Genomic DNA, 24,403 nt, shown 5'->3' with positions numbered 1-24,403 from the left:
TGCTAGTCAGCGGCCGATGGGTGGTATATACCCCGAGAGAGGTATTTTATCCGTAAATCGGCTGTGGAAGGAGTATATCCGGCGGCAGTCCATTCCGGCTGCCGCGGGGGAAATCGGGGGAGCAGCGGCGCCATGCGGGTCGATTTCACGGCACTTTTTCGCACCCTGGCCGACTGGGCCGGCGCGCCGGAGAGCTCCGACCGGCAGACCGGAGAGACCCTGCTTGCGATGATGCGGGCGCTGGTGCGCTTCGACGACATCGTCATCTTCGCCTATCACGAGAAGGCGCGGCCGATCGACCTCTTCAGCACCTTCGATGCGGACGACCACCACGTCTTCGTGACGCTCTACCAGGCCGGACCCTACCTGCTCGATCCGTTCTACCGCACGACGCGCGCCGGCCGCGCCGGCGTCTTCCGCATGCGGGAGCTGGCGCCGGACCGGTTCTTCTCCAGCGAATATTTCCGCACCTATTATTCGCAGACCCGGCTTGCCGAGGAGATCGGTTTCTTCGTGCCGGTGGACGACGGCGTGACGGTGGTGGTCTCGCTGATGCGGCGCGAGAAGACCGGCGTCTTCCCCGCGCCGGAATTCGCCCTGCTCAGCGATGCAGAACCCTTCGTCGCCGCCGTGGTGCGGCGCGCCTGGAGCGGGCTTGCCGGGCGCTTCGCGGAGACGGGCCAGGGGCGGGGGCGGCGGAGCGAGCCCTTGAGCGCGGCCGACAGGGTGTGGCGCAAGCTGAACCTGACGGACCGCGAGGCCTCGATCATCGAGCTCGTCCTGCAGGGACACTCGTCGGAATCGATCGGCCTGAAGCTCGACATCTCCACCGGCACGGTGAAGGTCCATCGCCGCAACGTCTACCGCAAGCTCGGCATCTCCTCGCAGATCCAGCTGCTGTCGATCTATCTGAAGAACCTTCAGGGGTAGGCGGGGCGGCCGGTGCGTCGTTAGCGAAGGCGGGACCACTCTCCTTCTTCCTCCGTCATCCTCGGGCTTGACCCGAGGATGACGGAGGAGAGGGAGGTGCAAGGGAAAAGCCCGGCATCGCTGCCGGGCTGCGTCAAGTCTTTTCAAAGGCTTGCGGGCCTATCCTGACGGATCGATTTCGCGTCTTCAAATCGTGATTCAAGCGACCGTCGCCAGCGCGACCTGCGCCCGCGCGTCGATGATCTGGCGGGCGGCGTTGGCGGCTTCCCTGCCCTTGATGACGAAATGGTCGCGGAAGAAGGCGATGTGGGCGTCCGATTCCTGGAAATTGTGCGGCGTCAGCACGGCCGAGAGCACCGGCACGCCAGTGTCGAGGCCGACGCGCACGATGGCGTCCACCACGGTGCCGGCGACGAAATCGTGGCGGTAGATGCCGCCGTCGACGACGAGGGCGACGCCGAGAATGGCGGAATAGCGGCCGGTGCGGGCGAGAAGCTGGGCATGCAGCGGGATTTCGAGGGCGCCGGGCACATCGATGATGTCGACCTCTTCGGCGCGGCCGCCGAGCGCGGTCCATTCGGCGACGAAGGAATCGACCGCCTGGTCGACGATGCCGGCGTGCCAGCGGGCACGGATGACGGCGATGCGGGCGGCGGGGGTGGCATTCACATTCATGTCGAGGCCTTTCAAGGGTTGAGCCATTTTGCAACGGTCCCCTTGGGCGAACACGCAGGACGCGACCCCGCCGCTGCGGGCGGGTGGCTCCTGCTTGCTCTCTTCCATCCGGACTGTGACCGTCGGCTCCGGCATCGCACCGGATCTGCTGACCCTTGCCTTTGGGGCAAGGCGCTCGCGGGCTCCGGGTTTTCACGCCCGATACCGCCGGTGGGGAGTTTCACCCCGCCCTGAGAACGATGGGAGACTAGCCGGCGAAAGCCCGCAGATCAAATCCGCGGGCGACGCAAAAGACGCAATTCACGACAGATTTTTCCAAAGCACGGCCGAAACCTGGAAAACCGCTTCGCGGCCGTGCCTGCACGCTCAGTCGCGGATGACCAGGAGATCGCCGGCCGTGAAGCGCAGCGTGACCGTCTCGCCGACCGTCGGCGGCACGAGGCCGGGGCTGTTGAACATGTCGAAGGAGATGATGCTGTCGCCGACCTTCATGCGGGTGCGGATGACCGAGCCGAGGAAGTTCGAGGAGACGACCTCGCCCGTCAGCGCCGTGTCGCCCCTGGCGTCGGGGGCGGTCGAGCCGGCTTCCGGGCGCAGCGCCAGCGAGACGGTGTCGCCGGCCTTCGCATTGCCGAGCGGCTCGCGCAGCGTCACGCCCTGATCGCCGATCGAGACGCGGTTGGCGGCAGGATCGACGACCTTCGCCTCGATGAGGTTCAGCGTACCGACGAAGTTGGCGACGAAACGGGTGGCGGGACGGTTGTAGATGTCCGCGGGCTTGCCGATCTGGTCCGCCTTGCCGGCGTTCATCACGACGATGCGGTCGGAGATCGACAGGGCCTCTTCCTGGTCGTGGGTGACGAAGACCGTGGTGATGCCGAGCTGCTGCTGGATCTGCCGGATTTCCTCGCGCAGCGACACGCGGATCTTGGCGTCGAGGGCGGAGAGCGGTTCGTCGAGCAGGAGGACCTGGGGCTTGGGCGCGAGTGCCCGGGCGAGCGCCACGCGCTGCTGCTGGCCGCCGGACATCTGGTAGGGGTAGCGGTCGGCGAGGTGGTCGAGCTTGATGAGGCCGAGCATCTCCTTGACGCGCGCGTCGATCTCGGCCTTCGGCCGGCCGGCGACCTTGAGGCCGAAGGCGACGTTTTCGGCAACGTTCATGTTCGGGAAGAGGGCGTAGGCCTGGAACACCATGCCGATATTGCGCTGGTTGGGGCGCAGGTTCTGCTGGCTCTTGCCGTCGATGGTGATCGCGCCGCCCGAGGGCGTCTCGAAGCCGGCGATCATGCGCAGCACGGTGGTCTTGCCGCAGCCCGACGGGCCGAGGAACGAGATGAACTCGCCCTTTTCGATCGACATGTTGAAATCCTTGACCACCTGGACGGGGCCGAAGGACTTCTGAAGGCTGGTGAGGGTGAGAAAGCTCATGGAAAGTCCTTAAGTCGCGCTCTGCGCGCCCTTCTGGAAACGGGAAACAAGCTGGATCAGGCCGAGGCAGCCCCAGGTCAGCGCGAAGGACATGACCGCAAGCGCGGCCGGCTCGTAGGCGCGGTTGGCGCCGAGCAGCTGCATGTAGGGACCGAAGGCCGGACGGTTGAGCAGGGCGGCCATGGTGAACTCGCCGATGACGATGGCGAAGGTGAGGAACGCGCCCGACAGCACCGCGACCAGCACGTTCGGCAGGATGATCCTGGCGAGGATCGTCGTCCAGCCGGCACCGAGGCTCTGAGCCGCTTCCGTCAGCGTCGCGATGTCGATGGAACGCAGGCCCGTATCGACGGAGCGGTACATGTAGGGCAGCGCCAGCGTCGCATAGCCGAACATCAGAAGGATGTTCGTGCCGGTGATCGAGCCGGTCAGCGGCAGCCAGCTCGAGGTGTTGTAGAGCCGGATATAGCCGAAGACGATGACGATGGCCGGGATGACCAGCGGCAGCAGCGTGACGAATTCGATATAGGGACGAAGGCCCGGCAGCTTCAGCCGCACCCAGTAGGCGGTCGGCACGACGAGCAGCACGCCGAAGACGATGGTCGCGAGCGCCATCAGGATCGAATAGGTGAAGGTCGCCTGGAAGCGCGGATCGCCGAGCACGACGGCATAGGCATCCAGCGAATAGACGCCACGGCGCATCTTCAGGGAGAAGTTGGTCATGCCGAGCAGCGGCAGGATGAAATAGAGCATTCCGAAGATGAGGGCGCCCCAGGCCCAGAACTTTCTCATTTCAGCCACCTTTCGCTGCGGGCGCGCAGCCAGATGTAGATCGTGTTGGCGATGCCCGTCACGACGATCATGCCGAAGGCGAGCGCATAGCCGAGATGCGGGTTGCCCAAGACGTCGCCGCGGATCTGCGCGAAGAGCAGGATCGGCACGATGGAGAGCGAGGAACCGGTGAGCGCGATGGCGGTGGCGACGGCCCCGAAGGCGTTCGCGAAGAGCAGCGCCAGCGTGCCGAGGAAGGAGGGCAGCAGGATCGGGAAGGCGACCATGCGCCAGTACTGCGCGTTCGTCGCGCCGAGGATCTGCGCCGCTTCCCGCCATTCGCGCTTCAGGCCGTCGAGCGCGGGCGTGATGATGAGGATCATCAGCGGGATCTGGAAGAACAGATAGGTGATCGTCAGGCCCCAGAAGGACAGGATGTTGAAGCCGAGCGCGCGCAGGTCGATGCCGAGCTGCGACTTCAGGAACACCGTCAGGAGGCCGACGGGGCCGAGTGTGGCAAGGAAGGCGAAGGCGAGCGGCACGCCGGCGAAGTTGGAGGCGACGCCGGAAAAGGTCAGGAGCGGGCCGCGGATCCATTTCGGCAGGCCGCCGAGCACCACGGCGGATGCGACGGAAAAGCCGATCAGGCAGCCGAGCAGGGCGGAGGCGATGGAGATCTTGATCGATATCCAGTAGGCCGAGAGGATGGAGGTGGTGAACAGGCCCCGGATATTGTCGAGCGTGAAGCTTCCGTCCGGCGTCTGGAAGGCGCCGACGACGATGCGCATCGTCGGCATGATCAGGAACAACAGGACGAAGATCGCGAACGGCGCCGCGCCGAGCCAGTGCAGCGGGAGGCGGAAGGGCGCCCGCGCGGGGGGCGGTGCTGCTGAGCTGTCTGATGACATTAAGTTGGCCTCATGGGGTTGCCGTCATTGGCATACCGCAATCGTCGCCCCGGCGACGGGCCGGGGCGACGGGGATGCTGTCGTTACTGCACGTTCGCGCCGACGACCGAGTCCCAGGCGCCGGTCACGGCGGCGTTGTTGGCGTCCACTTCCTCGAGCGTCGGGAAGTAGGCCTTCTCATAGGATTCGGCCGGCGGCAGCGCGTCGATCAGGTCCTGCGGGATCTTGCCGGCCTTGACCATGGCGTTGAAGCGTGCCGGATGGCAATAGCCCTTCAGCCAGCCGAGCTGGCCCTCGTCGGAATAGAGGTGCTCCATCCACAGCTTGGCGGCGTTCGGATGCGGCGCATAGGCCGAGATCGCCTGGACGTAGACGCCGGCAAGGACGCCCTTTTCCGGAACGACGACTTCCGTCGGCGGGTTGCCGTTGAGGGTCTTGGCCCAGCCGAGCGCGTTGTAGTCCCAGGCGATGATGATCGGGGTGGAGCCCTGCGCCAGCGTGCCGGACTTGCCGATGACCGGAACGAAGTTGCCGGCCTTGTTCATTTCGGCAAAGTAGGCAAGGCCCGCTTCGCCGGCTTCCTTGCCGGCCTTCGCATCCTTGCCGAGGCCGGCGGCCAGAACGCCGAGGATGGCCTGGTTGGAGGCGCGCGGATCGCCGGCAAGCGCGACCTGTCCGGAATATTCCGGCTTCAGCAGGTCGGCCCAGTCCTTCGGCGTGTTCTCGACGAGGTCCTTGTTCACGAAGAAGGACATCACGCCGTAGTAGTCGCCGTACCAGTAGCCTTCCGGATCCTTGATGGTGTCCGGGATCTCGTCCCAGGTGGAGACCTTGTAGGGCTGCAGCAGGCCTTCGGCCTTTGCCGACGGACCGAAGGACAGGCCGACGTCGATCACGTCGGGCGACTGCGGGCCCTTGTTGTCCTTGTTGGCCTTGATGGCTTCGATCTCGTCGGCCGAGCCGGCATCCGGGTTCAGTTCGTTGACCTGGATTTCCGGGTACTTGGCCTTGAAGGAGGCGATGACCTCGCCATAGCCGCACCAGTCGTGCGGCAGCGCGATCGTCGTCAGCATGCCTTCCTTCTTGGCGGCCTCGATGAGCTCGGCGCTCGGCTCGGCGAAGGCGAGCGAGGGAACGGCGATCGCCAGCGCGGTGGAGAGCGAAAGCAGACGTTTCGTATGTGACATCACGGGTGTTCTCCTTTTGTGAGTCAGTCAACTTCGGCGAAGCTGATACTGGCGGCAGATGAAGCTTATGTGACAGTTTTATTTCGTTTTTTTCGGATGTCGATCAGGGCTTTCCGGGAACCTCCGGTTTTGGTTTGCGAAACAGCCGGCTGGCCTCGAAGAGGCCCTCCAGCGTCTTCATTCGGCCGCTGGTTTCCTCCCAGCCCGAACTCTGGACGGCCTCGATCAGCGCCTCCACGATGAACAGCGTCACGACGGACGAGTCCCAGGCCGACGGCGCCTCGATGTGCACGCGAAAGACCTTCGCCGCGACCTTGGCGACGGGCGAGGCCCACTGGTCGGTAAAGAGCACGATCTCGACGCCGCGCTCGCGGGCGACGCGGCCGAGCGTCTCCATCTCCTGCTCGTAGCGGCGGATATCGAAGATCACGAGCACGTCGCCGGCCTTCATGTTCAGGACGTAGTGCGGCCAGGAGCTGGGATTGGCGGCGATCTGCGTGACGTTCGGGCGGATGACCTGGAGATGGGTGAAGAGGTAGTCGGCCAGCGCCTTCGTGATGCGCCCGCCGATGATATAGATGCTGCGCTGGCGGTCGGCGAGGAGGGCGCTGGCGCTGTCGAAGTCGGCGGTCTCCACCTGCGAGAGCGTCTGGCGCAGGTTGGTCATGATCGCGTCGGCGAAGCGGTTGAGGATATGCGTGCCGGGCGCCCTGGCCGCCCAGCGGTCGTGCTTGCTGATCGGGCTCGACAGGGTGGCTTCCAGCTCATGGTGCAGGCGGGCCTGGAAATCCGGGAAGCCGCGAAATCCCAGCTTCTGCACCATGCGGGCGACCGTGGGCGTCGACACGCCGGCGTTTTCCGCCACCGTCGTGATGCTGCCGAGGCCGGAGACGGGATAGTTGTCGAGCAATGACGTGGCCAGCTGCTTTTCGGCGCGCGTCAACGCGTCGAAATGGGCACTGATCACATCCGACACCGTCATGGATGCTTGGTTGAGTGTCAAATTGTTCCCCTGCGCTCCGGTCTTCGCCGGAGTTCGGGAAATTAAACATCGCTGTCACAATTCGAGTCAAATGTTTTTTTGAAGAGATTTTTTCACTACCCCGTTGACAGCGGCAGGGCTGTGAAGAATTCTCTTCATAAACGATAAGAGCCGGTCGAGGGGATCAGGCTGATGGGAATTCTGACTGGAGAGGAGGGCGACCCCGTCGCCCTGGAGAATGGTGTTGCCCGCGGTCCGGTCGTCCTGGTCTGCGAGCATGCATCCCGGCTGCTGCCGAAGGCGCTCGGCACGCTCGGCCTTACCGAGGAAGCGCTCGAAAGCCATATCGCCTGGGATCCGGGCGCGCTCGCCGTCTCGCGCCTCATGGCACAAAGCCTTGACGCGACACTGGTTTTCCAGCGGTTCTCCCGCCTTGTCTACGATTGCAACCGTCCGCCGGAATCGCCGGCCGCCATGCCGGAAAAGAGCGAGGTCTTCGCCGTTCCGGGCAATGCCGGGCTCGACCAGGCGGCGCGCGATGCCCGCACGCAAGCGCTCTACCTGCCGTTCCGCGACAGGCTGTCCGGCCTTGTGAAGAGCCGGATCGCTGAGGGCAGGGCGCCGGTCATCGTCACCATGCACAGTTTCACGCCGGTCTATTTCGGCAAGCCGCGCGCCGTCGAGATCGGCATCCTGCACGATGCCGACACGCGCCTTGCCGATGCCATGCTGGCGGCGGCCGGCAGCGCCGGGCCCTTCGACATCCGCCGCAACGAACCGTATGGACCGGAGGACGGGGTGACGCATACGCTGAGGGAGCACGGCCTTGCCAACGGCCTTGCCAATGTGATGATCGAGGTCCGCAACGACCTCGTGAAGGACGAAGCCGGCCAAAGGGTCGTGGCCGATTATCTGGCGGGACTGCTCAAGAAGAGCCTTCCCGCAATCCAATAACAAAGACCCGGGGAACGACATCCGTGGAGACGGAGAAGAACACAAACAGGAGAGGCCAAGCGGATGCTTGCTTTGTCATATCGGAGGCCCGGCCCGACTGAGATTGCCGTCGTCCGGAACGGGGGCAGGGGCCATGCCTGATTTCATCAAGACCTATGTTCGCTTTGTCGACACGTTCAACCGGCGTGTCGGCCTTTTCGCGATGTACCTGATCTTCGCGATGTTCGCGATTCTGCTGTATTCCTCCGTCTCGAAGGCCTTCCACCTGCCGGCGAACTGGACGCTGGAATCGGCGCAGTTCACCATGGCGGCCTACTACATGCTCGGCGGCGCCTTCGCCATGCAGACCGGCGACCATGTGCGGATGGACCTGTTCTACGGCACCTGGTCGGCGAAGAAGCGGGCGGCCTTCGACACCGTCACGGCGATCGCGCTGATCGTCTTCCTCGGCTTCATGCTCTATGGCGGCATCACCAGCACGACCTATGCCATCCAGTTCAAGGAAAAGAGTTTTACCGCCTGGGCGCCCTATATGGCGCCGATCAAGATCGTCATGACCTTCGGTGTCGTGATGATGCTCGCGCAGGCCACCGCTTCGCTCTTCAAGGATATCGCCGAGTTGCGGGGAAGGCCCATCGCATGAGCTACGAATTCATCGCAATCACGATGTTCGCCGGCATGATGGTGCTGCTGCTCACCGGGCAGCGGGTCTTTGCCGTCATCGGTTTCGTCGGCGTCGTCGCGGCCTTCCTGCTATGGGGCACGGGCGGCTCCGAAATGGGCTTCGCCTCGGTGATGAAGCTCGTCAAATGGTATCCGATGCTGACGGTGCCGATGTTCGTCTTCATGGGCTACATGCTGTCGGAATCGGGCATCGCCGAGGACATGTACAAGGCGATCCACGTCTGGATGGGGCCGATCAACGGCGGCCTGGCGCTCGGCACGGTCGGCCTCATGGTCGTCATCTCCGCCATGAACGGCCTTTCGGTCGCCGGCATGGCGATCGGCGCCACCATCGCGCTGCCGGAGCTGCTGCGCCGCGGCTATGACAAGGTCATGATGACGGGCGTCGTACAGGGCGGTTCGACGCTCGGCATCCTCCTGCCGCCGAGCGTCGTGCTCGTGCTCTACGGCATGATCGCCCGCGTGCCGGTCGGCCAGCTCTGGCTCGCCGGCGTGCTGCCGGGCCTGATGATGGCGGCGCTGATGGCGATCTACGTCTATGTGCGCTGCCGCGTGAACCCGGCGCTCGGCCCCGCCCTGCCGCCGTCGGAACGCAACGTGCCTTTCCGCGAGAAAGTGGCGCTCCTGTCTGCCGGCATCGTGCCGCTCGGCATCTTCGCGCTGATGATGTGGCTGTTCCTCAGCGGCATTTCGAGCCTGGTGGAAAGTTCCGCCATCGGCGCCATCTGCTCGGCGCTGGTCGCCTGGTGGCGCGGGCGCCTCAGCGTGCGGCTGTGGAACGACGTCCTGCAGAAGACGCTCGGCATCACCTGCATGTTCATGTGGATCCTGATCGCCTCGCTGTGCTTCGGCGCCGTCTTCGACGGTCTCGGCGCGGTCAAGTCGATCGAGCGCTTCTTTCTCGGCGACCTTGGCCTCGAACCCTGGCAGGTCCTGGTGCTGATGCAGCTTTCCTTCCTCGTCATGGGCATGTTCCTCGACGACACGGCCATGCTCGTCATCGTGGCGCCGCTCTACATCCCGCTGGTGCAGAAGCTCGGCTTCGACCTCGTGTGGTACGGCGTGCTCTACACGATCACCTGCCAGATCGCCTACATCACGCCGCCCTTCGGCTACAACCTGTTCATGATGCGTGCCATGGCGCCGCCCGGGATCGGCATGACCGATATCTACAAGTCGATCTGGCCCTTCGTCGGCATCATGGTGGCGAGCCTGATCATCATCGGCGTGTTCCCGGAGATCGCGACGTGGCTGCCGAACAACTACTACGCCAAATAACCGGTTCGCCGGCGGCGGCAGTCGCCGGCCTGCAAGGGAGAATGAGGCCGAGAGAAGAAAAGACGATTGACCGACCGGGATGAACGGCCGTTCCCGGCAAAACCGAGACGTTTAACCAGAGGGATAGAGATATGACCAACAGACGGCAATTTCTGACACGGGCCGGGGCAGTCACGATCGGCGCGGCCGGCGCCGCCACGCTTTCCGCCCCCGCCATCGTGAAGGCGCAGACCGCCATCAAGTGGCGTTTCCAGACCTATGCGGGCGCCGCGCTCGGCGAGCACGTCACCAAGCCGATCATCGACGCGATCAACGCCGCCGCCAAGGGCGAGCTGGAGATCGAGCTCTACTTCGCCGACCAGATCGTGCCGACGGGCGAACTGTTCCGCGCGCTTCAGGCCGGCACGATCGATGCCGTGCATTCGGACGACGATTCCATGGCGTCCCCGGCGGACGTCGCCACCTTCGGCGGCTACTTCCCGCTCGCCACCAAGCAGATCCTCGACGTGCCGGTGCTCTTCAAGCAATACGGCCTCGCCGACATCTGGAAGTCGTCCTACGAGAAGGTCGGCGGCGTCGTCTGGCTCTCCTCCTCGGGCCAGGATCCCTGCCACTTCAACACCAAGAAGGCGATCACCTCCGTCAAGGACCTCGAGGGCCTGCGCCTCTATACCTTCCCGACGGCCGGCCGCTTCCTCAGCCAGTTCGGCGTCGTGCCGGTGACGATCCCCTATGAAGACGCACAGGTCGCCGTGCAGACCGGCGAGCTCGACGGCATGGCCTGGTCGGGCATCACCGAGGACTACACGGTCGGCTGGGCCGACGTGACGGACCACTTCCTGACCAACAACATCTCGGGCGCCTGGATCGGCTCCTTCTTCGTCAACGAGCAGAAGTGGGCGGAACTGCCGGACCACCTGAAGAAGCTGGTCCTGACGGCGATCGAGGCCGGCAACAACTACCGCGACCAATGGTACTGGGGCGGCGAGGCGAAGCTGCGCGCCGAAGGCACGAAGCTGAAGCTCACCAGCATTCCGGCCGAGGAGTGGAAGGTCGTGGAGGATGCGGCCAAGGTGTTCTGGAAGGAGATCGCCGGCCAGAGCGAGACGGCCGCCAAGGTCGTGAAGATCTTCGAGGACTACAACGCCATCATCAACAAGGCCGGTCCGCCCTACGTCAACGGCTGATCGCATCCAATCCCTCCGGGCCGGGCCGGCAAGGCCCGGTCCGGCATGAAGCAGCAACCGCCAGGACCGCCACCGATGACCATGACCTATAGTTTTGACGACCTGAAGAAGGATGTGGCCGAGGGCCGCATCGATACCGTTCTGGCATGCCTCGTCGACATGCAGGGGCGCCTGATGGGCAAGCGTTTCCACGCGCAGTATTTCATCGACAGCGCTCATGAAGAGACGCACAGCTGCAACTACCTCCTGGCGACCGACATGGAGATGGAGACCGTTCCCGGCTACCGGTCGACGAGCTGGGCCGCCGGCTACGGCGACTACACGATGAAGCCGGACCTTGCGACGCTGCGCAAGTTGCCGTGGCTCGAAGGCACCGCGCTCGTGCTCTGCGACGTGCTCGACCACCACACCCATGCCGAGGTCCCGCACTCGCCGCGCGCCGTGCTGAAGAAGCAGGTCAAGCGGCTGGAGGCCATGGGCCTGAAGCCCTTCATGGCGAGCGAGCTCGAATTCTACCTGTTCGACCAGACCTTCGACGATGCGCGCGAGAGCGGCTACCGCGACCTGCGCACGGCGTCCGGCTACAACGAGGACTACCATATCTTCCAGACCACCAAGGAAGAGGATGTCATGCGGGCGCTGCGCAACGGCCTGCAGGGCGCCGGCATTCCGGTCGAGAACTCCAAGGGCGAGGCCTCGCCCGGCCAGGAGGAGATCAACGTGCGGTATGCCGAGGCCCTCACCATGGCCGACCGGCATTCGATCATCAAGAACGCCACCAAGGAGATCGCCTGGCAGCGCGGCAAGGCCGTCACCTTCCTCGCCAAGTGGAACTACAACCTGGCCGGCTCCTCCTCGCATATCCACCAGTCGCTGTGGAGCCTCGACGGCAAGGAGCCGAAGTTCTTCGACAAGGACGGCAAGTACGGCATGTCGGAGCTGATGGGCATGTATGTGGCGGGCCTGCTCGCCCATGCCAGCGAGATCACCTATTTCCTCGCGCCCTACATCAATTCCTACAAGCGCTTCGTCGCCGGCACCTTCGCGCCGACCAAGGCGATCTGGAGCAAGGACAACCGCACCGCCGGCTATCGCCTGTGCGGCGAGGGCACCAAGGGCATCCGCATCGAATGCCGCGTCGGCGGATCGGACCTCAACCCCTATCTCGCCATGGCGGCGCTGCTGGCGGCCGGCATGGCCGGCATCGAGCAGAAGCTGGAGCTGGAGGCACCCTTCGAGGGCGACGCCTATGGCGGCAAGGACATCCGCGAGATCCCCAAGACCCTGCGCGGCGCGGCCGCCGCGCTGAAGGAATCCGACATGCTGCGCGAGGCCTTTGGCGACGACGTCGTCGACCACTATGTGCGCGCGGCCGAATGGGAGCAGGAAGAATACGACCGCCGCATCACCGACTGGGAGGTGGCGCGCGGCTTCGAGAGGGCGTAGAAGCGTTTCGGGAATTGCCCCTCACCCTAGCCCTCTCCCCGCAAGCGGGGAGAGGGGACCTGCCCTGCGAAAGGGTGTTGGTCTGGGAAAACGGCACGGCATATTTCCTTCTCCCTGCTTGCGGGGAGAAGGTGGCCGGCAGGCCGGATGAGGGGCAACCGGAGCGCCAGAACTGAAATTCCGAATAGAACCAACAGGAAGTCGATCATGACTGTGATCAAATGCATATCCCCCGTCGACGGCTCGGTCTATGCCGAGCGCGAGGCGATGCCGCTGGCGGCCGCGCAAGAGGCTGTCGCCCGCGCGAAGAAGGCGCAGAAGGCCTGGGCCAGGCGCCCGCTCGAAGAGCGCGTCCAGCTCGTCCTCAAGGGCGTTGCCCGCGTCAACGAGATGGCCGACGAGATCGTGCCGGAAATCGCCTGGCAGATGGGCCGCCCGGTCCGCTACGGCGGCGAGTTCAAGGGCTTCAACGAGCGCTCCAACTACGTCGCCGAGATCGCCGGCTCCTCGCTGGCGCCGATCGTCATCGAGAACAGCGAGCGTTTCGAGCGCCGCATCGAGCGCGAGCCGCATGGCGTCGTCTTCGTCATCGCGCCGTGGAACTATCCCTATATGACCGCGATCAACACGGTCGCGCCGGCGCTGATGGCCGGCAATGTCGTCATCATCAAGCACGCCGCCCAGACGCTGCTCGTCGGCGAACGGCTGGTGCGCGCCTTCAACGAGGCGGGCGTGCCGGAGGATGTCTTCCAGAACGTCTTCCTCGACCATGACACGACCTCGGCGCTGATCGCCGGCAACGCGTTCGACTTCGTCAACTTCACCGGTTCGGTCGAGGGCGGCCGGTCGATCGAGCGCGCGGCGGCCGGCACCTTCACGCCGGTCGGCCTCGAGCTCGGCGGCAAGGATCCGGGCTACGTCATGGAAGACGCCGACCTCGACGCCGCCGTCGACACGCTGATGGACGGCGCGACCTACAATTCCGGCCAGTGCTGCTGCGGCATCGAGCGCATCTACGTCAACGAGAAGCTCTACGACGCCTTCGTCGAAAAGTCCGTCGCCTGGGTGTCCAACTACAAGCTCGGCAACCCGCTCGATCCGGAAACGACGCTCGGGCCGATGGCGCACAAGCGTTTCGCCGCGACCGTGCGCTCGCAGATCGCCGATGCGGTCGCGAAGGGCGCGAAGGCTCTGGTCGATCCAAAACTCTTCCCGGCCGATGACGGCGGTGCGTATGTCGCCCCGCAGATCCTCGTCGATGTCGACCATTCGATGGAATTCATGACGGAAGAGACGTTCGGCCCGGCCGTCGGCATCATGAAGGTCAAGAGCGATGAAGAAGCGCTCGCCCTGATGAACGACTGCAAGTACGGCCTCACCGTCTCGCTCTGGACGAAGGACGCCGATCGCGCCGCAAACATCGCCCGGGACCTTGAGACCGGCACCGTCTTCATGAACCGTGCCGACTATCTCGACCCGGCGCTCTGCTGGACCGGCGTCAAGGAAACGGGCCGCGGCGGCTCGCTCTCCGTCATCGGCTTCCACAACCTCACGAGACCGAAATCCTACCATTTCAGGAAAGCTTGAAGAGCATGACCATCACCGCCAACTGGAGCTACCCGACCGCGATCAAGTTCGGGGCCGGTCGCATCAAGGAACTCGCCGACCACTGCAAGGCCGTGGGCATGAAGAAGCCGCTGCTCGTCACCGACCGCGGCCTTTCGACCATGGCGATCACGAAGGAAGCGCTCGACATTCTCGACGCCGCCGGCCTCGGCCGGGCGATGTTCGCCGAGGTCGATCCGAACCCGACCGACAGGAACCTCGAAGCCGGCGTCAAGGCGTTCCGTGACGGCGGCCATGACGGGGTCGTCGCCTTCGGCGGCGGCTCCGGCCTCGACCTCGGCAAGGCCGTCGCCTTCATGTCCGGCCAGACGCGGCCGGTCTGGGATTTCGAGGATATCGGTGACTGGTGGACGCGCGCCAATTCCGACGGCATCGCGCCGATCGTCGCCGTGCCGACGACGGCCGGCACCGGCTCGGAAGTCGGCCGCGCCTCGGTCATCACCAATTCCGAAACGCACACCAAGAAGGTGATCTTCCATCCGAAGTTCCTGCCCTCGGTGACGATCTGCGATCCGGAGCTGACGGTGGGCATGCCGAAGGTCATCACCTCGGGCACCGGCATGGACGCCTTCGCCCATTGCCTCGAAGCCTATTCGTCGCCGTTCTACCACCCGATGAGCCAGGGCATCGCGCTGGAGGGCATGCGCCTCGTCAAGGAATTCCTGCCGCGCGCCTACAAGGACGGGACCGATATCGAGGCCCGTGCCAACATGATGTCGGCGGCCGCCATGGGCGCCGTCGCCTTCCAGAAGGGCCTCGGCGCGATCCATTCGCTGTCGCATCCGGTCGGCGCCATCTACAACACGCACCACGGCATGACCAATGCCGTTGTCATGCCGCCGGTCCTGACCTTCAACCGCCCGGCCATCGAGGCGAAGATCGCCAGCGCCGCCGCCTATCTCGGCATATCCGGCGGCTTCGACGGTTTCTTCGACTATGTGCTGCGCCTGCGCGAGGAGCTCGGCGTGCCGGACAAGCTGTCGGCGCTCGGCGTCGGCACGGACCGGATCGACGAGATGGCCGCCATGGCGATCGTCGATCCGACGGCCGGCGGCAACCCGGTGGAACTGACGCTGGACGCGGCCAAGCGCCTCTTCGTCGAGTGCATCTGAATTCTTGCCGTTAACAAATGACAGAGGCCCGGAAAACCATGGTTTTCCGGGCCTTTTGCTTGAGAAGGCGAAAGTCCGGCGCCGTTCTCGTTAATCTTCGCCATGCGCATGTTTCCATTTCGTTAACCATGTTTTGAAAGGTTTGAGCAAGCGGGCGCCATTCTCACCGGGCCGCCTGACGAGAGCGATGAGAAAGCTCGCAGCATTCATGAGGAAAGACATGCCAGTCATCACATTTGCCAATGCCAAGGGTGGCGCGGGCAAGACCACTGCGGCGCTGATCCTTGCCACCGAGCTTGCAAGCCGGGGCCACCGCATCACCATCCTCGATGCGGACCCGCAGCGCTGGATCAGCCACTGGCACGAGGTTTCCGGCCGCCAGCGCAACATCGCCGTCATCTCGGAAGTCACCATGGCTTCCATCCAGTGCCATATCCGCGAGAACCGCGATACGACCGACTATTTCATCATCGACCTCGCCGGCGCGCGAGACGCGCTGGTCGCCACCGCCATCGGCCTGTCCGACCATGTGATGATCCCGGTGCAGGGCTGTGCCATGGATGCGCGCGGGGCGGCGCATATCCTCGAACTCCTGAAGCAGTTCGACGAGAAGGCGGGCATCCGCATCAACCATTCGGTCGTGCTCACCCGCATGAATTCGCTGGTGACGACCCGCGCGATGAGCGCCATCAAGGCGCTGCTCGCCGCCCGCGGCGTTGCCGTGCTCGACACGCCAATCGGCGAGCGCACCGCCTTCCGCGACATCTTCGATTGCGGCGGCACGCTCTATACGATGGATGCGGCCAAGGTGAGCAATCTCGACAAGGCCTGCGAGAATGCGCGCCTTTTTGCCGACGAAGTGCTGCGCCTCCTGCCGGTGCGCAAGCGCATCGCCACCGAACGCGGCTTCTTCCGCACGCTGCAGCGGGCGGCCTGAGCCTTCCGGATTGACGATTGACAAGAACGGCTGCGACAAAGGGCGCAGCCGTTTTTCGCGCCGCAACGCCATGCCGGTAATGAACAATTTACCACGCTTAACCTAATGATATCGCGTCAGAAAGCGACCTCGCCGGCGATGCGCCGCCGCGGGGACCCATGAAGGGTTACGGGCAAGACGCGGTGCCGCCCGGCGCCGTTGCCCCGATTTTCCGCTGCTTTCCCCGTTTTCTCGAGTTGCCAGGATACCCCCGGAATGAAGCCAGTCCCGCAGACCGCCAGCCAGAACCACGACATCGCGCGCCGTCTGGACTATCTCGGCCTCGACGAGGCAGCGCTGAAGCGGCTCCGTACGCTGAAACCCTTCATCGAGAAGGAGCTCGGCCCGGCGCTGGACAAGTTCTATGCGATCGTGCGCAAGAGCCCGGAGGTGAACCACCTCTTCTCCAACGATGCCCATATGAACCGGGCGAAGAATGCCCAGCTCGGGCACTGGGCGAACATCGCGGCCGGCGATTTCACCGGCGACTACGCGTCCAAGGTGCAGACGATCGGCCATGTGCATGCGCGCATCGGCCTGGAGCCGCGCTGGTATATCGGCGGCTATGCGCTGATCGTCGAGCATCTCCTGACGGAGGCGGTGAAATCGCTCTGGCCGAAGCAGGGGTTCTTTGTCCGCCAGGAAATCGGGCCGGAGGAGTTTGCGGCGCGCTTCTCCAGCCTGCTCAAGGCCATGTTCCTCGACATGGACCTCTCCATCTCCGTCTACAACGACATGTCGGATCTCGCCAAGCAGCAGGCGGTGCAGGCGCAGGTCGTCGCCGAGGAGCGCAAGATCGTCAGCGACAGTTTCGGCGCCGCGCTGAAGCGCATTTCCGACGGCGACCTCACCGCGCGCATCACCGGCCCGCTGCCGGAAGCCTACGAGGCGCTGCGCGAGGATTTCAACCACGCCATTTCCACGCTCTCGCAGGCGATCGGCAATATCGGCGCCGGCGCGGGCTCCATCCATCTCAGCGCGCAGGAGATCGCGGCGGCCTCCGACGACCTTGCCAAGCGCACGGAGCGGCAGGCCGCGAACCTGGAGGAGACGGCGGCCGCCGTCGAGCAGGTGACCACCACCGTGCGCCAGACCGCCCAGAACGCCGACGAGGCGAACGCCCTCGTCATGGCGGCGCGTGACAATGCGCAGCGCGGCGGCGAGATCGTGGAGCACGCGATCGTCGCCATGGGCGAGATCCAGGCCTCCTCCTCGGCCATCGCCAACATCATCGAGGTGATCGACGAGATCGCCTTCCAGACCAATCTGCTGGCGCTCAACGCCGGCATCGAGGCGGCGCGGGCCGGCGAGGCGGGGCGCGGCTTTGCCGTCGTCGCCTCGGAAGTGCGGGCGCTCGCCCAGCGCTGCGCCGATGCGGCGAAGGACATCCAGAACCTCATCGCCAGGTCGCATGGCCAGGTCGAGGACGGCGTGCGCTCGGTGGGCGAGGTCGCCCAGTCGCTGCGCCAGATCGTCACCCAGGTCGTGGAGGTCAGCGCCGTCTTCAACACCATCCGTGCCAGCACGGCGGAACAGGCGACGGGCCTGCAGGCGGTCAACCAGGCGGTCAATGCCATGGACCAGATCACCCAGCAGAACGCCGCCATGGTCGAGCAGGCCAATGCCGCCAGCCAGGCGCTGACGCAGGAGGCCGCCTCCATCGCCGCCCAGCTCAGCGCCTTCCGCACCAGCGGCGAGGCCCGCCCGGCCCAGGGATCGGGGTATGTGCGGGCGGCTTGACCGCTGGCCTTCTCTGCCGTCGGGCCGCCCCTCATCCGCCTGCCGGCCCCTTCTCCCCGCAAGCGGGGAGAAGGGGATGGAGCAACGGTTCATTCATATCCGATTACTGGCAAGCGGGAGAGGCTTACCTGCAAGCGGTCATTGAGCGAGGAAGCCGGCGCGGCATATCCCTTCTCCCCGCTTGCGGGGAGAAGGTGGCGGCAGCCGGATGAGGGGCTACCCCCGATCGTCAGTCGACGAATTCGACCGTCACGCCGGCGCTGGTCATCTTGGCGAGCTCCGTCGCGTCCCAGTTGGTCAGGCGAATGCAGCCGTGGCTCTGGGTCTTGCCGATCTTCGAGGGTTCCGGCGTGCCGTGGATGCCGTAGGTCGGCTTCGACAGCGCGATCCAGACCGTGCCGACCGGGCCGTTCGGGCCGGGCTGCAGGGTCAGCACCTTGTTGTTGTTGCCCTGCTGGAAGTTGATCTTCGGATTATAAGTGTAGCCCGGATTGAGCGCGATGCGCTCGACCGTCACCGTGCCGGACGGCGAGGGCGTGTCGGCCGAACCGATGCTGGCCGGATAGGCGGCGATCAGCGTGCCGTTCTCGTCATAGGCGAGCACCTGCTTGCGGCCCTTGTCGGCGAGGATCTTGGCGACCTTGCCGGTCTTCCTCTCGCCCGTGTCGACGACCTTGATGATCGTGCCGGGAATGGTGAAGTCGACGCCCGGATTGATCTCCTTCAGATAGGCCTCGTCCATGTGGAACTTCTCGGCCAGCATCTCGGTGGTCGAGGTGAAGGAGAGATGCGGCAGCGCCGCCTTCTGGGCATAGTCGTCGGGGATGGCGGCGACATAGGGACCTGCCGCGTCGGCGGCGGTGATCTCGTAGGTGGTGAAGGCAAGGCCGCCGGACAGGCGCAGCCGCTCCAGGATGTCGTCGGCATTGTTCGGGTCGAGCGTCTCGCCCGTCGCCTGCTGCCAGGCCTCGATCGCCTTGGTGACGTTCGAGCCCTTCTTGCCGTCGATCACGCCCGGCGAAAAGCCCTCGCGGTCGAGGAAGACCTGAAGCGCGGTGATCTCGGCGGACGACACCTTGCCGATCGCGATCGCCGGGTGGAATTTCGGGCCGGGCACGAACTCCGCATCGGGATCGGTGCCGGTTTCCGGCAGGGCCGCACTGTCGTCGGAGAAATCGGGCAGGGCCTGCGAGCCGCCGAAATCGGCATCCGGCAGGGGCTGGCGCTCGATGCTGCCCGGCAGGCCTTCGCGCATTTCCGGTACGGAACTCGTCGTCAGTTCATCGCCATAGTCGGCCTCGGGCGCCGGCGGGAAATAGTCGGGGTTCGCTTCCGGATAGCCGCGCATCTCGCGGTAGCGGTCACGGCGCGGGCGATAATCGTCGCCGCGGGCGAAGTAGCGGTCGGCCTGCATGGCGGTGGCGACGATGTTGCCCCAGCCGTCGACATAGACGGTGCGGCCGCGGTTGTCGCGCATCGCGCGCACGCTGCCGTCGTCCGGAACATAGTCGAGGATATCGCCTTCCGGCGAGACCAGGACCGTGTCGCGCGCGGAGAAACGCTGCTGGGCATGTGCCGGCAGGGCGGCGATTCCCAGGACGGAAGCCGCTGCAAGGAGCGAAAGGCTTGTTTTAAAAATAGAATTCACGGCTCTTGACCTGCCTGCTTGCACATATCGCGCGGACGGAACACTTCAATTCAGACCTTAATATGAAAAAACTGAATCGATGGTGAACGTAAGGTCAACGCGTATTGCAAAAACTTGTGACCGGCCGTGATGGTTCCCTTGGAACGATGAGAGACGAGCCTTGCCAGGCGTAATGTTCCGCCGCCCTGCCGTGGAGCGTTTCCCGTTTTCCGCCGGTTTGCAAAAAACACGCTATCCTTTTGTTTTTCTGCGGTTCCGGACGCAAAACCGCGTCGCACTTCTGCGGGAATTGCTCTAGCATGCCGCCGTTCGATTGCCCCTTGCCGGAGTCCCGGATGACCTTTGCCCTTACCGCCCAAACGCCCGACCAGCCCTTCCGCCTCGACCTGACGCCGCAATCGGTGCTCGATGTCGCCGGCGCCGTCTTCCATGGCGTCGATCTCGCGCCGGGGGCGGCCGTGCCGTCGGACGGCGATCCGCGCATCGACAAGGCGCTGCCCGGCTTCCTGTTCACCTGCGGTCCGGATCACATCCGCCATCCGGTGCCGGTCGAGGGCGCGGCCGACGGGCGGCTCTATCCGCTGCACGGCTCGTTCTCCTCCTCGCCGGCACGGGACGTGCTGATCGAGGAGGACGAGGGGGAGGTGGTCTGCGAGGGGCGCGTCGCCGTTTCGCTCGCCCATGGCGGCAAGGCCGATCTCGCGCGCCGCTGGCGGGCCGACCGGCGCACCGGCCACATCACGCTCGACGACCGCGTCACCAATACGGGCGACACGTCCTGGCCGCCCTTCGGCATGTATCACATCAATTTCGGCACCGGCCTCTTCGATGCGGATACGCGGCTGACCGGGGCGATGCTGCCCGGCGGCAGCCTGCCGTGGCGCTTCGGCGAGGGCGACCGCGAGATCTTCTGCGTGCCGGCGGCCGAAACGGCGACGCACGGCTGGGCAGAGATCGCCATCGGCCCGATCGCGGCGCTTGGCGGTCGCAGCGTCCATATCCGCTTCCGCACGGATACGCTGCCGCATCTCCAGGTCTGGCGGAACCTGTCGCCGGGCTCGGCGGTGCTCGGCATCGAGCCCGTCTCGCACCGACTCGTGCCGCGCGCCGAGCTGATCGCCGCCGGCGAGGCCGCCGATTTCGCGCCCGGCGAAAGCGTCGGCTACGGCCTTGCCTTCGAGGTCCGCTAGGATATTTGTGCGCTTTTCGAGCGGAGAGGGGCGTTCGCGCGTTCCGGGGGCGGCACGCTTCGCGCCTTTTCGGGAATTGCTATAGATTTTGCGTGATTGACGCTCCCGCGGCGCGGGCTTAAACGGTGAGCACCCCTGTTTTCTAGAAGGAACCGCCCATGGATATCCGCGAGATCAACGACGAATATTCCGTCTCCGGCCAGATCGCCGTCGAGGATCTCGACGCCATCGCCGCCCTGGGGTTCAAATCCATCGTCTGCCACCGCCCGGACCACGAGCAGCCCGACCAGCCGGAATTCTCCGTCATCGCGGCGCGCGCGAAGGAACTCGGCATCGAGGTCGCCCATGTGCCGGTCGGCCCGATGGGCGTGACGGCCGAGGCCGTGCACGGCATGGTCGACGCGCTCGACGAACTGCCGCGTCCGATGCTCGGCTATTGCCGCTCCGGCATGCGCTCGACGAAGATCTACGAGCAGACGCAGCATATCCGCGGCTGAGGGCCTGGCCCCTCATCCGCCTGCCGGCACCTTCTCCCCGCAAGCGGGACGAAGGGGAATGCCGCAACGGTTTCCCAAAGCATCGACGATATTTTGGAAGGCGAGGCATCGCCCCATCCGCCTTCTCCCCGCTTGCGGGGAGAAGGTCGCGGCAGCGGGATGAGGGGCTTTCACGCCCTTAAAAACATCACGTCCCGCTGCGGATATCCGAGAGCGTGCGCGTCGGCGTGATCGCTTCCGGGTCGAGCTTCACCTCGATGATCGCCGGCTTGCCGCTCGAGCGGGCGCGCAGGAAGGCGGGCGCGAAGTCCTCCGTCTCCTCCACCGTCTCGCCATGGCCGCCATAGGCGCGGGCGAGCGCGGCGAAATCCGGGTTGGTGAGGTCCGTGGCGCTGACGCGGCCGGGATATTCCCGCTCCTGGTGCATGCGGATCGTGCCGTAGATGCCATTGTTGACGACGACGGTGATGATCGGAAGATTGTAGCGCACGGCGGTGGCGAATTCCTGGCCGTGCATCATGAAGCAGCCGTCGCCGGCAAAGCAGATGACCTCACGCTCCGGGAAGAGCTGCTTGGCGGCAACCGCGGCCGGCAGGCCATAGCCCATCGAGCCGGAGGTGGGGGCGGCCTGCGTGGCGAAGCGGCGGAAGCGGTGGAAGCGATGCACCCAGGTGGCATAGTTGCCGGCGCCGTTGGTGAAGATCGTGTCCTCCGGCGTGTTTTCCTCCAGCCAAGCCATGATCGGGCCCATCTGCACGCCGCCCGGGCCGGTTTCCGGCGGGGTCGACCATTTCAGGTAGGATTCGTGCATGGCGGCGGTGCGCGCGGCCCAGTGCGGGGCGGCCTTCGGCGCGAGGCCGTCGAGCGCGGCGACGAAATCCTCCGGCGCGGCGCAGATCGCAAGGTCAGGCCGGTAGACGCGGCCGAGCTCGGACGGATCCGGATAGACATGCACCAGCGTCTGCTGCGGGTAGGGCACCTTGAGCAGGCTGTAGGTCGAGGACGGCATTTCCGAATAGCGCCCGCCGAGCAGGATGACGAGGTCCGCCTCGCGGATCTCCCTGCCGAGCGCCGGGTTGACGCCGATGCCGCTGTCGCCGGCATAGTTCGGGTGCCGGTGATCGAACAGCATCTGGCGGCGGAAGGAACAGGCGACCGGCAGCGACCAGCGCTCCGCGAAGGCCGTGAAGCCGGCGACGCTCTCCTCCGACCAGCGCGTGCCGCCGAGGATGACGAGCGGGCGCTCGGCGGCTTCAAGACGGCCTGCCAGTTCCTCCACCTGCCTGCGGCCGGGATGGGCCTCGACCGGCGCATAGGCCTTCGCCTCGACCGTCTCGACCGTGTCCGTCAGCATGTCCTCGGGCAGCGCCAGCACCACCGGGCCCGGACGGCCGGAGGTGGCGACGGCAAAGGCGCGGGTGACGAATTCGGGAATGCGGCGGGCGTCGTCGATTTCCGCCACCCATTTGGCGACCTCGGTGAAGGCGCGGCGGTATTCCACCTCCTGGAAGGCCTCGCGCTCGCGCGCATCGCGCTGCACCTGGCCGATGAAGAGGATCATCGGGATTGAATCCTGCCGCGCGATGTGCAGGCCCGCCGAGGCATTGGTGGCGCCGGGCCCGCGCGTGACCATGCAGATGCCGGGCTCGCCCGTCAGCCGGCCCCAGCAATCCGCCATCATCGCCGCGCCGCCTTCCTGGCGGCAGACGAGCACGTCGATATCGGTGTCGTGCAGCGCATCGAGCACGGCGAGGTAGCTTTCGCCCGGCACGCAGGCGACGCGCCTGACGCCATTGGTAACGAGAGCATCGACGATCAACTGGCCACCGGTCTTCATGCGCTTTTCTTTCCTGCTTCGAGGATATCGAGTTCCGCCATCACGGCGTCGGTATGTTCGCCAAGCCGCGGGCTCGGCCGGTCATAGACAAGGGGCGTGCCCGAATAGACGATCGGCGTGCGCACGCCGGGAATGCGGTTGCCGTCGGCATCCGGCAGGTCGATGCGCAGGCCCCGCGCCTTCACCTGCGGATCCGCGAAGGTCTCGGCGATGGAATTGATCGGCCCGGCCGGCACGCCCTCGCGCTCGCAGGCGGCGAGAAGCTCGGCTTTGCTGACACCGGCCGTCGCCCCGGTGACGAGGCGGCGCACCTCGCCGCGATGGGCGACGCGCGCCCGGTTGGTGGCAAAGCGCTCGTCGTCGGCGCCGCCCTCGAGCTTCAGGATGCCGCAGAGCTTGCGGAACTGCCCGTCATTGCCGACGGCGAGGATGATGTGCCCGTCGGACGTCGGCACCACCTCGTAGGGCGAGATGTTCGGATGCGCGTTGCCGAGCCGCGTCGGCGCATTGCCGGAGGCAAGGAAGTTCATGTTCTGGTTCGCCATGACGGCCGACTGCACGTCGAGCAGCGCCATGTCGACATGCTGGCCCCGGCCGGTCTTCATGACATGGATGAGCGCGCCCTGGATGGCGGCGACGGCATAGATGCCGGTGAAGATATCGGCGATGGCGACGCCCGCCTTCATCGGCTCGCCGTCCGGCGCGCCGGTCACCGACATGAAGCCGGACATGCCCTGCACGATGTAGTCGTAGCCGGCGCGGGCGGCATAGGGGCCGTCCTGGCCGAAGCCGGTGATCGAGCAGTAGACGAGTTTCGGGTGCGCCTTGGCGAGGCTCTGGTAATCGAGCCCGTACTTGACGAGGCCGCCGACCTTGAAGTTCTCGATGACCACGTCGGCCGTCGCGATGAGGCGGTGGACGACGGCGCGGCCTTCCTCGGTCTTGAGGTCGACGGTAATCGAGCGCTTGCCGCGGTTGGTGGAGTGGTAATAGGCGGCCGAGAGGTTCTCGCCGTCCTTGCCGGTCACGAAGGGCGGGCCCCAGGCACGCGTGTCGTCGCCGCCGTCGGGGTTCTCGATCTTGATGACGTCGGCGCCCATGTCGGCCAGCATCTGCCCGGCCCAGGGCCCGGCGAGGACCCGCGCCAGCTCGATGACCCTTATGCCGGATAGCGGCAGGTTCGACTTCTCCATCGTGCACTCCCTTCCCGGCGGTGCCGGAACGCGGCCGGACGCCGGGCCTTTCGCCCGTTTCCCTTTGGATAACAAAAAGCTGCCGGGCACGATAGCCGGCGCCCGCGGGGAGATCATGACGGCTCAGACTGACATGATGCCTGCCGCGCCGTTT

Annotated in this window: 21 protein-coding genes and 1 riboswitch; of the genes, 12 read left to right on the top strand and 9 right to left on the bottom strand. The window is 65.4% G+C overall.

What is annotated here, in order from left to right:
• Positions 1-132: 132 nt before the first annotated feature.
• The gene (locus AABQ55_RS17315) at positions 133-930 is read left to right on the top strand and encodes a helix-turn-helix transcriptional regulator (protein WP_244766830.1); all 798 of its coding nucleotides are present in this window, start codon (positions 133-135) and stop codon (positions 928-930) included.
• A 198-nt stretch (positions 931-1,128) separates the two neighbouring features.
• Here the strand turns inward: AABQ55_RS17315 and AABQ55_RS17310 are convergent, their stop codons facing one another.
• From AABQ55_RS17310 to AABQ55_RS17285, 6 genes are all read right to left on the bottom strand, one after another.
• Complete coding sequence (locus AABQ55_RS17310) at positions 1,129-1,632, bottom strand: 6,7-dimethyl-8-ribityllumazine synthase (RefSeq protein WP_443021101.1); 504 nt, start codon at positions 1,630-1,632, stop codon at positions 1,129-1,131.
• 65 nt (positions 1,633-1,697) lie between these two features.
• A riboswitch (FMN riboswitch) is annotated at positions 1,698-1,847 on the bottom strand.
• Positions 1,848-1,971: 124 nt separating this feature from the next.
• Complete coding sequence (locus AABQ55_RS17305) at positions 1,972-3,033, bottom strand: ABC transporter ATP-binding protein (protein ID WP_272805884.1); 1,062 nt, start codon at positions 3,031-3,033, stop codon at positions 1,972-1,974.
• A gap of 9 nt (positions 3,034-3,042) precedes the next feature.
• The gene (locus tag AABQ55_RS17300; protein ID WP_244766828.1) at positions 3,043-3,825 is read right to left on the bottom strand and encodes an ABC transporter permease; all 783 of its coding nucleotides are present in this window, start codon (positions 3,823-3,825) and stop codon (positions 3,043-3,045) included.
• Positions 3,822-4,712 carry an ABC transporter permease gene (locus tag AABQ55_RS17295; protein ID WP_272805883.1) on the bottom strand — a complete coding sequence of 297 codons (891 nt, stop codon included), beginning with the start codon at positions 4,710-4,712 and terminating at the stop codon, positions 3,822-3,824. Before AABQ55_RS17295 ends, AABQ55_RS17300 begins: the two co-directional genes overlap by 4 nt.
• 83 nt (positions 4,713-4,795) lie before the next feature.
• Positions 4,796-5,902, bottom strand: a complete 1,107-nt coding sequence (locus AABQ55_RS17290; protein ID WP_244766826.1) for an ABC transporter substrate-binding protein — start codon at positions 5,900-5,902, stop codon at positions 4,796-4,798.
• Positions 5,903-6,002: 100 nt separating this feature from the next.
• Positions 6,003-6,881, bottom strand: a complete 879-nt coding sequence (locus AABQ55_RS17285; protein WP_398431877.1) for a MurR/RpiR family transcriptional regulator — start codon at positions 6,879-6,881, stop codon at positions 6,003-6,005.
• 189 nt (positions 6,882-7,070) lie between these two features.
• Here AABQ55_RS17285 and AABQ55_RS17280 point away from each other — a divergent pair, with 189 nt between their 5' ends.
• The 9 genes from AABQ55_RS17280 to AABQ55_RS17240 all read left to right on the top strand — a co-directional run bounded on the left by AABQ55_RS17280 (position 7,071) and on the right by AABQ55_RS17240 (position 17,884).
• Entirely contained in the window at positions 7,071-7,835 is a 765-nt protein-coding gene (locus tag AABQ55_RS17280) for an N-formylglutamate amidohydrolase (RefSeq protein WP_272807486.1), read from the top strand.
• 133 nt (positions 7,836-7,968) lie between these two features.
• Positions 7,969-8,478, top strand: a complete 510-nt coding sequence (locus AABQ55_RS17275; RefSeq protein WP_244766824.1) for a TRAP transporter small permease subunit — start codon at positions 7,969-7,971, stop codon at positions 8,476-8,478.
• Entirely contained in the window at positions 8,475-9,797 is a 1,323-nt protein-coding gene (locus AABQ55_RS17270; protein WP_272805882.1) for a TRAP transporter large permease, read from the top strand. Before AABQ55_RS17275 ends, AABQ55_RS17270 begins: the two co-directional genes overlap by 4 nt.
• A gap of 131 nt (positions 9,798-9,928) precedes the next feature.
• Entirely contained in the window at positions 9,929-10,984 is a 1,056-nt protein-coding gene (locus AABQ55_RS17265) for a TRAP transporter substrate-binding protein (protein WP_244766822.1), read from the top strand.
• An 81-nt stretch (positions 10,985-11,065) separates the two neighbouring features.
• On the top strand, positions 11,066-12,430 hold the full coding sequence (locus tag AABQ55_RS17260) for a glutamine synthetase family protein (protein ID WP_443021155.1): 1,365 nt from the start codon (positions 11,066-11,068) through the stop codon (positions 12,428-12,430).
• Between the two features lie 207 nt (positions 12,431-12,637).
• Positions 12,638-14,017 carry an aldehyde dehydrogenase family protein gene (locus AABQ55_RS17255; protein WP_244766820.1) on the top strand — a complete coding sequence of 460 codons (1,380 nt, stop codon included), beginning with the start codon at positions 12,638-12,640 and terminating at the stop codon, positions 14,015-14,017.
• A 5-nt stretch (positions 14,018-14,022) separates the two neighbouring features.
• A complete protein-coding gene (locus AABQ55_RS17250) occupies positions 14,023-15,168 on the top strand; it encodes an iron-containing alcohol dehydrogenase (protein WP_272805880.1) in 1,146 nt (381 codons plus the stop codon).
• A gap of 220 nt (positions 15,169-15,388) precedes the next feature.
• Positions 15,389-16,105 carry a ParA family protein gene (locus AABQ55_RS17245; RefSeq protein ID WP_272805879.1) on the top strand — a complete coding sequence of 239 codons (717 nt, stop codon included), beginning with the start codon at positions 15,389-15,391 and terminating at the stop codon, positions 16,103-16,105.
• Positions 16,106-16,360: 255 nt separating this feature from the next.
• Complete coding sequence (locus AABQ55_RS17240; RefSeq protein WP_272805878.1) at positions 16,361-17,884, top strand: globin-coupled sensor protein; 1,524 nt, start codon at positions 16,361-16,363, stop codon at positions 17,882-17,884.
• Between the two features lie 229 nt (positions 17,885-18,113).
• On the opposite strand, the gene AABQ55_RS17235 is transcribed toward AABQ55_RS17240, so the two are convergent.
• Complete coding sequence (locus tag AABQ55_RS17235; RefSeq protein WP_272805877.1) at positions 18,114-19,532, bottom strand: L,D-transpeptidase family protein; 1,419 nt, start codon at positions 19,530-19,532, stop codon at positions 18,114-18,116.
• Positions 19,533-19,867: 335 nt separating this feature from the next.
• On the opposite strand from AABQ55_RS17235, the gene AABQ55_RS17230 reads away from it, so the two are divergent.
• Together AABQ55_RS17230 and AABQ55_RS17225 are read left to right on the top strand one after the other, a co-directional pair.
• Positions 19,868-20,722, top strand: coding sequence for a DUF4432 family protein (locus AABQ55_RS17230; protein ID WP_272805876.1), 855 nt, complete (start codon positions 19,868-19,870; stop codon positions 20,720-20,722).
• A 158-nt stretch (positions 20,723-20,880) separates the two neighbouring features.
• On the top strand, positions 20,881-21,219 hold the full coding sequence (locus AABQ55_RS17225) for a TIGR01244 family sulfur transferase (protein WP_064330593.1): 339 nt from the start codon (positions 20,881-20,883) through the stop codon (positions 21,217-21,219).
• A 187-nt stretch (positions 21,220-21,406) separates the two neighbouring features.
• On the opposite strand, the gene AABQ55_RS17220 is transcribed toward AABQ55_RS17225, so the two are convergent.
• Positions 21,407-23,056, bottom strand: a complete 1,650-nt coding sequence (locus AABQ55_RS17220) for a thiamine pyrophosphate-binding protein (RefSeq protein WP_272805875.1) — start codon at positions 23,054-23,056, stop codon at positions 21,407-21,409.
• Positions 23,053-24,249, bottom strand: a complete 1,197-nt coding sequence (locus tag AABQ55_RS17215) for a CaiB/BaiF CoA transferase family protein (protein ID WP_272805874.1) — start codon at positions 24,247-24,249, stop codon at positions 23,053-23,055. Before AABQ55_RS17215 ends, AABQ55_RS17220 begins: the two co-directional genes overlap by 4 nt.
• Between the last annotated feature and the right edge of the window lie 154 nt (positions 24,250-24,403).

Source organism: Shinella sp. WSD5-1, assembly GCF_963942435.1.
Lineage (GTDB): Bacteria > Pseudomonadota > Alphaproteobacteria > Rhizobiales > Rhizobiaceae > Shinella > Shinella yambaruensis.
This window is presented reverse-complemented; position numbering and strand designations above follow the sequence as displayed.